We start from the raw sequence: 12,166 nt of genomic DNA on the forward strand, positions 1-12,166 counted from the left end.
CAAAATCAGCGGGTTAGTTACCCAGCGGCTGACCCAGTCGCCCAGCCGCACGTGCGGGGCAGAGCTGGCGTGGCAGAGCGACGGTATTGCGCAGTCGGCCGACGCCTTGGATTTCAGCCTCGACCCGATCACCCGGCCGCAAAAAGCGCCCGCTTTCCAGGCCCACACCGTGGGTAGAACCGGTAAACACCAGGTCGCCAGGACGCAGACTGATGCGTGCATCCAGATAATTGAGCAACTCATCCAGAGGAAAAATCATCTGCCGCGTATTGTCCTGCTGGCGCAGTTCGTAGTTGACGCTGAGGCGTATATCCAGCGCCGGTTGCCCCATTACGCCCAATTCGTCTGCCGTCACAATCCAGGGACCTACCGGAGTAGTGCGGTCCATGGCTTTCTGGGTCAACAAGTCCAGGCGGCCGATCTGTTTACCGGCATCTCGAGCACTGATGTCATTGCCCACCGTGTACCCCAGCAGGCAGTCGCTGGCATGGGGTTCATCCAGCAACGGTCGGCCCACCACTGCGACCAATTCGACCTCATAGTCAAGCTGGGTTGTCAGCGGCGAATATTCGATCTCGTCATTGGCGCCGACCAGCGCTGACTCAGGTTTCATGTAGGCCAGAGGGTGTGCCGGCGCATCACTGCCGAGGCGCTTGAGGTGGCTGAGGTAATTGAGACCCACACCAAACACCCGACTGCCCGGTTCCAGCGGCGCAAGCAGGCGCGCAGCCGACAACGGCAACCAATCGCCACTCAGGTCCAGGGCGTCTGACGCAAGATCCGCCCCTAGCCCGGCCCAGTGGGTGAACGGCGCATCAATACGCCGCAGGCGGTCAGTTTGCGCATCCAGCAACGCCCAGAACGATTGCCCTGCAACTTCGACCCGCGCCAGACGCATGTCAGCGCTTGGCCAGGTACGTCGGCAGGTACTCGGCGTCGAGCACTTCTTCCGGTGTCTTGACGCTGGCGCCGAGAATTGGCCCGACCATTTCGTGGCCCCACAGGCTGAGTTTTTCCGGATTCAGCTCGTAGGGATCGCCTTGCCATGGCTCGATTTCAGCAATGGTCTCGAAGGCAAACCCGGACGGATTGAAATGGTAAAACGACAGATGGGGGTCCTGAGCATGTTGGCCGAGGGTCATCATCATCGGCAGTTCACGCTGACGCACGATGTCGTAGGTCTCACCGACATCACGCACGTTGCGTACAAACAACCCGACATGCTGCACGCCCATGCGACCCGGCCCGTGGCCATACGCGATGTCATGACTGGTGTGATGGTTGAGTTTGGAGCGGAAGAATCCGGTTCGTCCTTTGCCCGCACCGGCGCCATACCAACTGAAACCCATGACGTTAAGCAGGAAGTCCTCCAGTTCTGGCGTGTAGTCCGGAGTGATCAGCACCACATGACCCGCACCTCGTTCGTCGGCAAGGAAACCACTGTGCGGACGGCCCGGCTGGAACGAGCGCGGCATCCATTTTTGCCCGTAAAACAATTCGTGCTGATACCCCACCGGGTCACGAAAACGCACTAATTCACGCACGCCACGCTTTTCGCACAGTTCAGCGTCACCGCGGGTGAAGTCGATATTGGCGGCCGCCAGCTTCTTGATACCGTCCTCGAACGCCATGCGCCCCACCGCTTCCCAACCGATGTAGACAATTCGGTCAACCTTGCCTGGATGGAAAGCGAAGCGATGGCGGCGATCATCGATTTTGAAGTACAGCGAATCGGGGTCACTCTCGGGGTTCTTGCCGATGCCAAAACCCATCACCTGCGGGCCGTACTCGCGCCACGCGTCGAGATTGGGGGACTCAAAGCCCATGTAACCGATACCGATGATGTCCACGTTATTCACCTTGTTATTGTTCGAGATGAAAGGGTGCCGGTAGCCCTTGCCAGGGCGCCGCGCGTGCTAGATCGCGAGTAACCCGCCGTCGATGACGAAGTCCGAACCGGTAATGAATGAAGCTTCATCCGAGGCGACAAAGACCGCCATCGCCACCACTTCCTCGGGTTCGCCGGGGCGATCCATCAATACCCCATCCAGCAGCATCGCGCGCATTTTTGGGTCTTCCAGAAACGGCCGGGTGCCCGGCGTCGCGACAAATCCCGGGCTCAAACTGACCGCACGGATACCGAACGGCGCGCCTTCTACCGCCAACTGGCGAGTGAAGGACACCACAGCGCCCTTGGCAGCGGAATGCGCGGAAATGCCGGCGACTTTCGAGCCACCCCACGCGGCGGTGGACGATACGTTGATGATCACTCCGCGCTGTTCGGCCAAGTGGTGCCAGGCATATTTGGTGGTATAGAACAGCAGGTCGATTTCGTTGCGCATGGTGTACTGCCAATCTTCGATCGACAGCTCGCTGACCAGCCCGAATCGTGCGGCGGAAGCGTTGTTGTAGAGAATGTCGATGCGCCCGTGTTCAGCCACGGAGGCATCGATCCAGGCCTTGGCCTGTTTGTGATCGCCCAGGTCCACGGGTGCCGAGCCATACAGGGTAAACCCCTCGGCTCGCATCAAGGCTGCCGTCTCCTCGTGGCCTTCGGCATTGAAATCGCAACCGACCACAATCGCCCCTTCGCGGGCAAAACGCAGCGCCGCCGCCCTGCCCTGGCCGCCGCCAGTACCGGTAATCAGCGCGACCTTGTTTGGTAATCGTCCCATAAGCACATCCTCACCTCAGTGGTTATCACGTTGCGGCTGACGCTCACGCCATCAAACAGCTTCGTCATCCGGGGTGATGGGCTCAAGCCAGATGGCCTCCGCAGGGCAGGCGGCTGCACCCTCACGAGCCTCCTCCTCCAACTCCGGCGGCACACGGGCATCGTCGAGGTACACCATGCCATCGGCATCAAGCTTGTACAGGCTGGGACAAATCGCAGCACACAAACCATAACCACAGCAGCGGCTTCGGTCGGCCACCGCTTTGAATTGCGCTTTTTCTGAACTCATTTTTTTCTCCTTTATCAGGTTCAGCCTCTGCAAATTATGAACACTTATTTATTTTATGTGCAATTAATTTTTAACGCGGATATGCTGAGACTCATCCGCTGTCGCTAATCACTGCCTTGGCATCAAAACGGGTGAATCGCAGCAGGATGTTGAACACGGCTGGCTTCAGAGTGATTCAACAGTGGGTGCAACGCATGAAATTCGTTTGTCCGTTAGTCAGATAGCTGCGCTGGACAAATCCGAATTTCTGATTTTATTCTGATTAAAAAACCAGATTCTGTTCAAAGAATCTGCTGGCGGTGGTCCACATCACCACTTGTAGCAGTGCTTGGCTCAACAAAACCTATAAGGAAGCCAACTTCATGCACCCGTCTAGAAACGAAGCGGCAATCGATCTGCGCGAGTTCCGCCAAAGCTGGAAAATCCTGATTTTGTCGGTCGCCGGAGTGGCCATCAGCATCAACGCCGCCCTGCTCTATGGCTTCGGCACACTGGTCGTGCCGCTCGGCGATGCCTTTGGCTGGAGCAAAAGTGAACTGCAAGCCTGCATCACCTTTCTGTTTGGCGGCGCGGTGGTGTCATTGCAGTTGGTGGGTTGGTTCAACCTGCGCTACGGCATGAAGCGCGTTACGGTTATTTCCCTGCTGCTGTTATCACTCGGCTACCTGGCGACCACGCAACTGACCCAATCGATATGGTCGATGTACATCGCCTTTGCGCTACTGCCCATCGTCGGCATGGGCGCGCTGGCGGTGACCTGGACCCAACTGATCAGCCTTTGGTTCGACAGCAATCGCGGCCTGGCGCTAGCCATTGGTCTGTCCGGGACCGGCGTCACCGCCGCCACCATCCCCCGCCTGATGGCTTGGGGCATAGAGCAATGGGACTGGCGTGCGGCCTTCGTGATTCTCGCGCTGCTCAACCTTTTGGTTCTGCTGCCGCTGATTCTGCTGTGGTTCAAGCTACCCACTGTTGCAGGTCACCGTGACGACGGCCATGTGCTGGAGCAATTGCCCGGCATGTCTTTTCGTGAAGGTATGGGCTCGCTGAAATTCTGGACCTGCAACCTGGCGCTCAGCCTGGTGATTTCTTCGATTGTCGGCATGGTCACCAGCACCGTGCCCATGCTGCAATCCCGAGGTCTGTCCGCTGGGGACGCGGCCACCATCTTCAGCTGTTTCGGTATTTCGCTGATCTTCGGCCGAATGCTGATTGGTTATTTGCTCGATCGCCTGTGGCCGCCAGCCGTGTCTGCACTAAGCCTGGTGCTACCCGCCGTCGGTTGTTTCATCTACCTGAGCCCAACCACCGAATTTGCCCCGCTCATGCTGGCGGCGGTGCTGGTTGGTTTCGGCGCCGGGGCGGAGTTCGATATTGCCGCATTCCTGATTGCCCGCTACTTCGGCCTGCGCGAATACGGCCGCCTGTTCGGCGTGCATCAGGGCCTGAATACCGTGGCCTCGGCGCTGGCCCCGCTGCTCTTCGCGTACATGCTGGCGCGCACCGGTTCGTATAGCGCGATGCTGGTGTACAGCGCCGCTTGCTGCCTGATCGGTCCGCTGTTGCTACTGACCCTGGGGCGTGTGCCGCGCTTCAATGCGCAAACCATTCCCAGACAATCCTGAGCCCCACCCAACAAGATCGGAGCAGAACATGCCCACATTGACGTTTATTGAACACAACGGCACCGCCCATCAGGTCAAAGGCGACATCGGCCAATCAGTGATGCAAGCCGCGACCTTCGCCTCGGTGCCGGGTATTTCTGCGGACTGCGGTGGTGCATGCAGTTGTGCCACCTGCCACACCTACATTGACGATGCCTGGCTGGGCAAAGTGCAAGCGGCGGAAGGCATGGAGAACGACATGCTCGAGTACGCTTTCGAGCGCCGTGACAGCAGCCGCTTGAGCTGTCAAATGATCATCAGCGAAGACATGGACGGCATGGTTCTGCACCTGCCGTCGTCGCAATTCTGAATGCGCTTGAAGGAGCTCCCATGACCCTCGCCTCAGTCGTTATCGTCGGTGCTGGCCAGGCCGGATTTCAGGTCGCTGCCTCCCTGCGTCAGGAAGGCTTTGACGGGCGCATCACCCTGATCGGCGATGAGCCAGGCCTGCCCTACCAGCGCCCGCCATTGTCCAAGGCCTATCTGCTCGGCAAGATTCAGGCGACCAATCTGCTGTTTCGTCCTGCGGATTTCTACACCACCCAGCGCATTGAACTGCTGCATGACCAGGCAACCGCGATCGACCGCCTGAACCGACGCGTGATATTGGCCTCGGGTGCTGCCGTCAGTTACGACCATTTGGTGCTGGCGACCGGCGCGCACAACCGCCCCCTGCCGGTTCCTGGCGCAGAGCTGCCGCAAGTGTTCGGTATCAAAACCAAAGCCGATGCCGACTCGCTGGCGCCGCTGGCTAAAGAAGCGCGCAACGTGGTGGTGATTGGTGCCGGGTTTATCGGCCTCGAGTTCGCGGCAGTGGCCGCTGCCCTAGGGGCTAACGTGCACGTACTGGAGCTGGGCGAGCGTCCCATGGCCCGCGCCGTTTCGCGGGAGATGTCCGAGCTGTTTGGCCAGGCACATGAAGCCTGGGGTGTGCATTTTGACTTTCGCCAAGGCTTGAGCCGCATCGACGGCGACAACGGCAATGTGTGCGCGGTGCAAACCGGTGATGGACGTGCGCTCCCAGCTGACCTGGTGGTGTTTGGTATCGGTGTGATCCCCAATGCACAACTGGCGACTGAAGCCGGTCTGGACATCGAGAACGGCATCAAGGTGGACGCCAGTCTGCTGACCTCTGACCCGCAAATTTCCGCAGTGGGGGATGTCGCCAGCTTCCCATGCCTGCAAAACAATGAGTTACACACCCGCCTCGAGTCGGTGCAGAACGCCATCGACCAGGGCCGCGCAGTGGCTGCACGCTTGATGGGCAAACCAGCGCCTTATAGCGCCCTCCCCTGGTTCTGGACCGACCAAGGCAACTTGAAACTGCAGATCGCCGGACTCTCCCATGGCTATGACAGTACCGTCGTGCTCGGTTCAGTCGAAGAACATCAAGCGTCCGTGCTGTGCTTCCGCAATGACCGTCTGGTGGCCGTGGAGTCCTGTAATCGCATGGGCGATCACATGGCGGCGCGCAAGATTCTCGCTCGCGCGCCCAAGCTGACGGCAGTCGAAGCCGCCACTGACGGGTTCGATCTGAAAGCTTGGGAAGCGGCCAACCGCGACTGAGCGTCGCACTGATCTTTCACGCCCGCTGCCGCGCCCGCCTCAAAGCTGACGCGGCATTTTTTTTGCACAACGACTGGAGCGATGCAATGAACAAAGTCTGGTTTATTACCGGTGCGGCCCGAGGCTTGGGTGCTGCGATCGCCAAAGCCGCGTTGGCCGACGGTGACCGTGTGGTGGTCAGCGGCCGGCGTATCGAACCGCTTGAAAACGTCTTCGCCGAGTACGGTGAGCGCGTTATGGCAGTGGCCCTGGATGTGACCGACGAAGCCCAGGCGCTTGCCGCCGTAGAGACTGCCGTCGCGCGTTTTGGACGAATCGATGTGCTGGTCAACAACGCCGGTTATGGCCAACTGGCGCCGTTTGAAGACAATTTCGCCAGCGACGCCGCCCAGCAATTCGCGACCAATGTGTTTGGTGTGTTCAACGTCTGCCGCGCCGTGCTGCCTGTCATGCGTCAGCAACGCAGCGGCCGGGTGTTCAACGTGTCTTCAATGGGGGGCATGGTCGGGATGGGCGGTGCGGCGTTGTACTGCGCATCCAAGTTTGCCGTGGAAGGTTTTTCCGAATCCCTGGCCCAGGAAGTGACGCAGTTCGGCATCAAGGTCACGCTGGTGGAGCCCGGGGTTTTCCGTACGGACTTTCTCGACCCCAGCTCCGCGGTCTTCGGTACCCGCGGGCTGGAGGATTACGCTGCATTCACCGCCAAGGTCAAAAGCGCTTCGGCCGCCTACAACCATCAGCAAACCGGCAACCCGGCGAAACTGGGCGATGCGCTGGTGCACCTGGCCAACAGCGAACATCCACCGTTGCGTTATCTGGCGGGCTCCGACGCTTATCAGCAGGTCAGCGACAAGCTCAACAGGATGCTCGCGGAAATCGAGCAATGGCAGCAGTTGTCCCATTCCACCGATGGCGTCTAGGCGCCGACGCGCACAGCCTTTCTGACGAGGCTGTGCGCAACGATTACTGGTTGATGAAGTAACGTACGGACAACTTTCCATCTTCGAACCGATACAACTCGATCGTTTCGATGCCACCTTCCTGCTCACGAAAGGCGTTCAGGTGATGGCACGCCGCTTCATTGCCATTGACGATGCACTGGCGCACCTCGACGCGAACCCTGGTTTGCTGCTGCGCCCACATGCCTTCCAGCACCTGCCATGCATCAGCCTGCGGCTTGCCGACGTATTCGATACTCAAGCCGTTGGGCGAGACGCTGCGATAGTGAGCGAAAAAGCCCTCTTTATCGCCTCGGTTCCAGCAGTCGATCTGCCCGTGCAGAAAGTGCTCGATGGTGTGTTTGTCCATGCTCATTTCACGTTCATCCTCAAGTGGGTTCAGGCATGTGGTCGTAGCTGGAGGTTTTGCTGACGGGCGAGGAAACTTAGCTCCATCCTCAACCACAGCAGAATGGTCGGGCCGATAATGGCGCAGCAGAAACAGCACACCAGCACGGCGGAATAGCTGCCGTACAGGTCATAAAGATGGCCGAACAGCATGGGCACCAGACCGGAAACAATGGTGATCAGGCACAGGTGCAGACCAAATATCCGCGCGTAGTCCTTCAAGCCGAAATAGCGCGCCATCAGGAATGCCGCCAGATCGAACTCAGCTCCGGCACTGGCGCCGATGCACAGGGTCGCCAGCACCAGCAACGGTGTGTTCTGCGCCCCGCCAAAGAGAAAGATCGCGCAGCCCAATGCGGGTAGCGCCAGGCTCACGGCGGCCACCACCGAAGGTGAATAGCGGTCCAGCAGATAACCCACCAACAAACGCCCGCCGATGATGGAAATACCAAAGGTGCTGAAGATCTGGCTGGCTTGCTGCGCACTCAGGCCCTTGCTTTGCAGCATCGGCACCATGTTGGTGACCATGCCGACGGTCAACGACACCGACAATATCAACGCGACGTTAAAGCCCCAGTACATGCCTGAGCGCAATGCTTGTTTGAAGGACATGCCGGACAGCTCCGGAAGTTCCTTCTGCGTTGTCGCGTCAGGACTGGCGAGCAGCGCCGGCATGCGCAGCCACATCAATGACAAGGGCAGCGTAAACAGCAAAGGCATTGCGCCCAATGCAATAAACCCGGCTTGCCAACCGTAGGCGGCAATCAGCCGCGACAACAGGGGTGGCAGAATCATTGCCATCAGCCCGGTGCCACACAAAATCACGGCCAGCGCCAGTCCACGGTTACGCTCGAACCAAAGGTTGACCAATTGCGTCCAGGTGATCGCAATGGTGCCGGCACAGATGATCGGCATGCTGAAAAACGCCAGGTACAACCAGCCGATCGAACCCTGAATCCGCGTGATCGCAAAGTAACCGACGATCTGCAGCACGATCGAAACAATCGCCACCCGGCGCAGGCCGAAGCGACGGTACAGCCAGCCGACCAGTTGCGTGGAAATCGCCACCCCGGCGAAGAGAAAGGTGATGGAGGCTTGCAAGTCGCCCCGGCTCCAGCCGAACGCCTGTTCCAGCGGAATCACCAGGGTGCCGAAGGCGTACAGCAACGCAGCGGTAATGCTGGTGCAGATGCCAAACAGGCCTAACACAACCACGCGCCAGCCGCGCTTGAACTCGGTAAAATCATTGCCAGCGTGGGCCGTGGTGTTGCTACTGCGTGTATCCGATGTCATGACCTGACTCCCATCGCGGACGTGCGACTTGATTAATGGCCCTTGAGGATTTCTTCGACCTTGGGCAACGCGATCATGGTGGCGCCGCCATCCACCAGCAACGAGGTGCCAGTGATATAGGAAGCCTCGTTGGAGGTCAGAAACAGTACGGCGTTGGCAATGTCGGCGGACTCGCCCAGACGCCCTACCGGGAAATGTGCAGCGAGTTTATGCGGCAGTTCATTGCCAAGGGTTTCGAGCATGTGGTCAGTGCCGATCAGTCCGGGCTCGACGACGTTGACCAGAATATTCATGGCGCCGAATTCCACCGCCAGGCCACGGGCGAAGGCATTCATGAAGGCTTTGCTGGAACCATAGGCAATCAGTCGAGGGGTGTATTTGCGGTTGGCTTCGCCGGACGAGATGAAAATCAGCCGGCCTTTGTCGGCGGCTTTCGACAGATAAGGTGCGCAGTCCTTGGCCAACCAGAACAACGATTGAATATTGCTGCGAACGATGTGATCAAAAGTGTCATCGGCCATTTCGGCGATCAGCCCGTGACTAGTATCGGCGGCGCAATGCACCACGATGTCCAGGCCACCAAAGTGCTCTACACCACCTTGCACCATTGACTTGATCGCCTCGCGGTCGGCGATGTCGCCACCGACCAGGCAGGCTTGCGCACCCAGGGCCTTGATCTGTGCGATCGTTTCTTCACCGTATCGAGCGGTGCGTGCCGACACCACCACCTTGGCGCCTTCTCGGGCATAGGCCAGGGCAATGGCGCGGCCCATGCCTCGGCCGGCACCAGTGACCAGCACGACTTTGTCACGGAATTTCATCGTGATTCCTCATTGTTGTTATTAGAGAGGCTACTGATGCAGCGTATGCGCCGGATAATGATCGCAACCCGGCGCACCCGGCTGATTACAGGTCCTTGCCTGGAACGTTGCGGGCCGAGCCGTTACGCCGGTCCGATTCGCCCCAGCCCAGCCAGTGCGAAGGCTCGCGGGTATCGCCAACCCGACGCCAGCGCCCTTCCTGCTGCGCCGTGATCGGGAAGCCGCCGACGAAGTCGATCATCTCGCCCTTCTCATCAGGCAAAAACTCCCACTCTTCCTTGCCTTCCAGCACGATTTTCGCGGACTTCAGGAAGTAGCTGCCGTCCTTGTGTTCGGTTTGTCCTTCGATATCGGTGGTGACCCGAACCTCGCCTTTCTCATTGTTGAAAATGGCGTAGCCCAAATGGTCGTGACCGACCATGAAAGAGCCGGTATCCCAGGTGCCGTCTTTATAAACGGTGACAAAGGACCACCAGATCACATGCTTGTTGTTGTTCACCACCAGGTCTTTCTTGAAGTGAATGGCGCCGCCTTCGGCCATGTAGAACTGGTCCAGTGCCATGGCGCCCTTGACCGGACGCCCCTCACAGACACCGGCGATGTCCCACAACTGCGAAACGTAGAAGGTGCCCCATTCCACGCCGGGTAAATACCACTGCAGTCCCGGACCGAGCAGACGCCCTTCGAGGTGAAACAGGCCTTCTTCTTTCCAGGTCAGCCGTTCGCTGCTAGCAGTGATTTCCCAGCCGTTGCCGGCTTCACCCGGTTGGCTGGCCCAGCGCGCGACATCGCCTTCCAGGCTGTGCACCGGCAGCGGTGTCAGCGCCTGGCGGGCCATTTTTTCGTGGTCCATGCGCAGGTTGACGTTATCGACGTGATTGTTCAGGTAAAAGAACTTGGTCGGGTTCGGTGTGCCGTTGGGCGCCATCAGCGAGCGGACGAAGGAATAGATATTGCCTTGCTCATCGCGCACAGATCCGAACGGCGAACTCTTGCTCAGGTGCAGGCCGAAGAAGCCGCGTTCCGATGACATCGACGCGCCTGTGACCTGGTGCGGCCCAACCAATTGTTGGAAGCCGAAATCACCGCGTTCTGGAATGGTTTTAAACGTTCTCATAATGCCCTCTGTTGTTTTTGTTGAGGCCTGGAAACGGATTTTCAGCCTGGTTCAGTCCCAGATCACCGGGAGCTTGGACACGCCGCGCAGTTGCGCACCGCCTATCAGCGGCACAGGCTCGCTCGGGTCGAGGCGCAAGTTTGGGAACAGATCGAGGATCGCGTTGACCGCGCAGCTGATCTCCACCTTGGCAACGAACTGACCGATGCACATGTGCGGGCCGAAGCCGAAACCAAAGGAGGGTTTTGGCTTGCGATCAATGTCGAATACATCGGGGTTTTCAAAGGAGTCTTCGTCGCGGTTGGCGGACACCACCATGCATTGGACGAACGAACCCTTGGGGATTTTCACGCCGTGAAATTCCACTTCCCTGGCGGTTTCGCGCACCTTGAAGGTGGCCACTGGTTCAAAGCGCGTGGTTTCGTCCATCAGCTTGCCGATCAGCGAGCGGTCGGCCTTGACTCGGTCCAGTAACCCGGGCGTGGTGAGCAGCAAGGTCATCACCGAGCCGAACATGCGCGTGGTGGTTTCGCCCGCGGCTGGCAACAGCGAGCGAGTGAAGGTGATCACCTCGTGGTCATCCAGCGTGCGCCCTTCGTACTCCGCGCGCAGCAAACGCCCGACTACATCATCGCCTTGGCTGCCCTCTGCACGACGTTGCACCACCACCTCGGCAAGCGCGTCGTACAGACCTTTGACGGCGATGCCGGCCTGACGTCGCGCTTCAACCATTTTGCTCGGGTCAATCTGGTTGCCGCCGACAATGGCCAAGGCCCACGCAGCGTATTGCTTGTACTTGGAGGGCTCATCCGAGGGGAAGCCCATCAAAGCGTACATGACGCGAATCGGCAGCTCGAGGCCAAACTTCATCAAGTCGGCCTTCTTCGCCGGCAACATCGGCTGGATGTACTCCTCGCGAATCACTTGATCGATCTGGGGGCGCCACTTGTTCACGGTCTCCGGCATAAAGGCCGGTTGCAGCAAGGCGCGCACCTTGCGGTGCTCGTCACCGTCCATGGCAAGAATGATCAAACCATCGAAAAACGCTCCAAGACCTTCGGCAATAAAACCGCTGGTATAGGTCGCACCGTCGCGCAGAACAGTCATTACATCCTGGTATTTGAACAAGGCGAAGGTCGGGCGAGTGCCCTGCTGGGTGCCGGCATTGGTCGGCACGCCAAACTGGGTGATGAAGTCGCCTTCATAGATGGGCGATTTCAACCGTTGCTCGCGGCACACCGCGTGAATATCCAGGTCGGTGCCGCGATACATTTCCGACACAGCGGAGTATGCGGTTGCCAGGTCCAGTGCTGCGCTTTCGTTGCTCATCAGGAGCTCCTGTCTTGTTTTTATTCTTCTTGCACACCAAGATTACCCGGCTGCCAACCCATGGTAT

13 protein-coding genes are annotated in these 12,166 nt (G+C 59.0%); 4 read left to right on the top strand and 9 right to left on the bottom strand.

Features of this window, described 5'->3' with window-relative positions; translation table 11 throughout:
- Positions 1-13 precede the first annotated feature (13 nt).
- From A7D21_RS06730 to A7D21_RS06745, 4 genes are all read right to left on the bottom strand, one after another.
- On the bottom strand, positions 14-898 hold the full coding sequence (locus tag A7D21_RS06730) for a fumarylacetoacetate hydrolase family protein (RefSeq protein ID WP_069551311.1): 885 nt from the start codon (positions 896-898) through the stop codon (positions 14-16).
- Between the two features lies 1 nt (position 899).
- Positions 900-1,850, bottom strand: coding sequence for a VOC family protein (locus A7D21_RS06735; protein WP_047531004.1), 951 nt, complete (start codon positions 1,848-1,850; stop codon positions 900-902).
- Between the two features lie 66 nt (positions 1,851-1,916).
- On the bottom strand, positions 1,917-2,675 hold the full coding sequence (locus tag A7D21_RS06740; protein WP_047531006.1) for an SDR family NAD(P)-dependent oxidoreductase: 759 nt from the start codon (positions 2,673-2,675) through the stop codon (positions 1,917-1,919).
- A 51-nt stretch (positions 2,676-2,726) separates the two neighbouring features.
- Positions 2,727-2,963, bottom strand: coding sequence for a ferredoxin (locus A7D21_RS06745; protein WP_020300797.1), 237 nt, complete (start codon positions 2,961-2,963; stop codon positions 2,727-2,729).
- Between the two features lie 362 nt (positions 2,964-3,325).
- Between A7D21_RS06745 and A7D21_RS06750 the strand changes: the two genes are divergently transcribed.
- The 4 genes from A7D21_RS06750 (at position 3,326) to A7D21_RS06765 (ending at position 7,113) form a co-directional block, all read left to right on the top strand.
- Positions 3,326-4,588, top strand: a complete 1,263-nt coding sequence (locus A7D21_RS06750; protein WP_047538900.1) for an MFS transporter — start codon at positions 3,326-3,328, stop codon at positions 4,586-4,588.
- A gap of 28 nt (positions 4,589-4,616) precedes the next feature.
- Positions 4,617-4,937 (top strand): 2Fe-2S iron-sulfur cluster-binding protein, encoded by a 321-nt coding sequence (locus A7D21_RS06755; protein WP_047531008.1) that lies wholly within the window; start codon positions 4,617-4,619, stop codon positions 4,935-4,937.
- A gap of 20 nt (positions 4,938-4,957) precedes the next feature.
- A complete protein-coding gene (locus tag A7D21_RS06760) occupies positions 4,958-6,193 on the top strand; it encodes an NAD(P)/FAD-dependent oxidoreductase (protein ID WP_047531010.1) in 1,236 nt (411 codons plus the stop codon).
- Between the two features lie 86 nt (positions 6,194-6,279).
- The gene (locus A7D21_RS06765) at positions 6,280-7,113 is read left to right on the top strand and encodes an oxidoreductase (protein ID WP_047531012.1); all 834 of its coding nucleotides are present in this window, start codon (positions 6,280-6,282) and stop codon (positions 7,111-7,113) included.
- 43 nt (positions 7,114-7,156) lie between these two features.
- Here A7D21_RS06765 and A7D21_RS06770 read toward each other — a convergent pair whose 3' ends face one another.
- The 5 genes from A7D21_RS06770 to A7D21_RS06790 all read right to left on the bottom strand — a co-directional run bounded on the left by A7D21_RS06770 (position 7,157) and on the right by A7D21_RS06790 (position 12,099).
- Entirely contained in the window at positions 7,157-7,507 is a 351-nt protein-coding gene (locus tag A7D21_RS06770) for a nuclear transport factor 2 family protein (protein ID WP_047531013.1), read from the bottom strand.
- A gap of 23 nt (positions 7,508-7,530) precedes the next feature.
- Positions 7,531-8,832, bottom strand: coding sequence for an MFS transporter (locus A7D21_RS06775; RefSeq protein ID WP_047531015.1), 1,302 nt, complete (start codon positions 8,830-8,832; stop codon positions 7,531-7,533).
- A 32-nt stretch (positions 8,833-8,864) separates the two neighbouring features.
- The gene (locus A7D21_RS06780; RefSeq protein WP_047531017.1) at positions 8,865-9,653 is read right to left on the bottom strand and encodes an SDR family NAD(P)-dependent oxidoreductase; all 789 of its coding nucleotides are present in this window, start codon (positions 9,651-9,653) and stop codon (positions 8,865-8,867) included.
- 85 nt (positions 9,654-9,738) lie between these two features.
- Positions 9,739-10,770: a hypothetical protein gene (locus tag A7D21_RS06785; protein WP_047531019.1), complete on the bottom strand. Its 1,032-nt coding sequence runs from the start codon at positions 10,768-10,770 to the stop codon at positions 9,739-9,741.
- A 51-nt stretch (positions 10,771-10,821) separates the two neighbouring features.
- Positions 10,822-12,099 (bottom strand): cytochrome P450, encoded by a 1,278-nt coding sequence (locus tag A7D21_RS06790; RefSeq protein WP_171902596.1) that lies wholly within the window; start codon positions 12,097-12,099, stop codon positions 10,822-10,824.
- Positions 12,100-12,166: the final 67 nt, after the last annotated feature.

Source organism: Pseudomonas sp. AP19, from assembly GCF_001728855.1.
GTDB lineage: Bacteria > Pseudomonadota > Gammaproteobacteria > Pseudomonadales > Pseudomonadaceae > Aquipseudomonas > Aquipseudomonas fluorescens.

What these genes read in the sequence shown, in the direction of transcription:
- A7D21_RS06730 (WP_069551311.1), bottom strand. Translation starts at nt 898, where the DNA reads ATGCGTCTGGCGCGGGTCGAAGTTGCAGGGCAATCGTTCTGGGCGTTG.
- A7D21_RS06740 (WP_047531006.1), bottom strand. Translation starts at nt 2,675, where the DNA reads ATGGGACGATTACCAAACAAGGTCGCGCTGATTACCGGTACTGGCGGC.
- A7D21_RS06745 (WP_020300797.1), bottom strand. Translation starts at nt 2,963, where the DNA reads ATGAGTTCAGAAAAAGCGCAATTCAAAGCGGTGGCCGACCGAAGCCGC.
- A7D21_RS06750 (WP_047538900.1), top strand. Translation starts at nt 3,326, where the DNA reads ATGCACCCGTCTAGAAACGAAGCGGCAATCGATCTGCGCGAGTTCCGC.
- A7D21_RS06755 (WP_047531008.1), top strand. Translation starts at nt 4,617, where the DNA reads ATGCCCACATTGACGTTTATTGAACACAACGGCACCGCCCATCAGGTC.
- A7D21_RS06760 (WP_047531010.1), top strand. Translation starts at nt 4,958, where the DNA reads ATGACCCTCGCCTCAGTCGTTATCGTCGGTGCTGGCCAGGCCGGATTT.
- A7D21_RS06765 (WP_047531012.1), top strand. Translation starts at nt 6,280, where the DNA reads ATGAACAAAGTCTGGTTTATTACCGGTGCGGCCCGAGGCTTGGGTGCT.
- A7D21_RS06770 (WP_047531013.1), bottom strand. Translation starts at nt 7,507, where the DNA reads ATGAGCATGGACAAACACACCATCGAGCACTTTCTGCACGGGCAGATC.
- A7D21_RS06775 (WP_047531015.1), bottom strand. Translation starts at nt 8,832, where the DNA reads ATGACATCGGATACACGCAGTAGCAACACCACGGCCCACGCTGGCAAT.
- A7D21_RS06780 (WP_047531017.1), bottom strand. Translation starts at nt 9,653, where the DNA reads ATGAAATTCCGTGACAAAGTCGTGCTGGTCACTGGTGCCGGCCGAGGC.
- A7D21_RS06785 (WP_047531019.1), bottom strand. Translation starts at nt 10,770, where the DNA reads ATGAGAACGTTTAAAACCATTCCAGAACGCGGTGATTTCGGCTTCCAA.
- A7D21_RS06790 (WP_171902596.1), bottom strand. Translation starts at nt 12,099, where the DNA reads ATGAGCAACGAAAGCGCAGCACTGGACCTGGCAACCGCATACTCCGCT.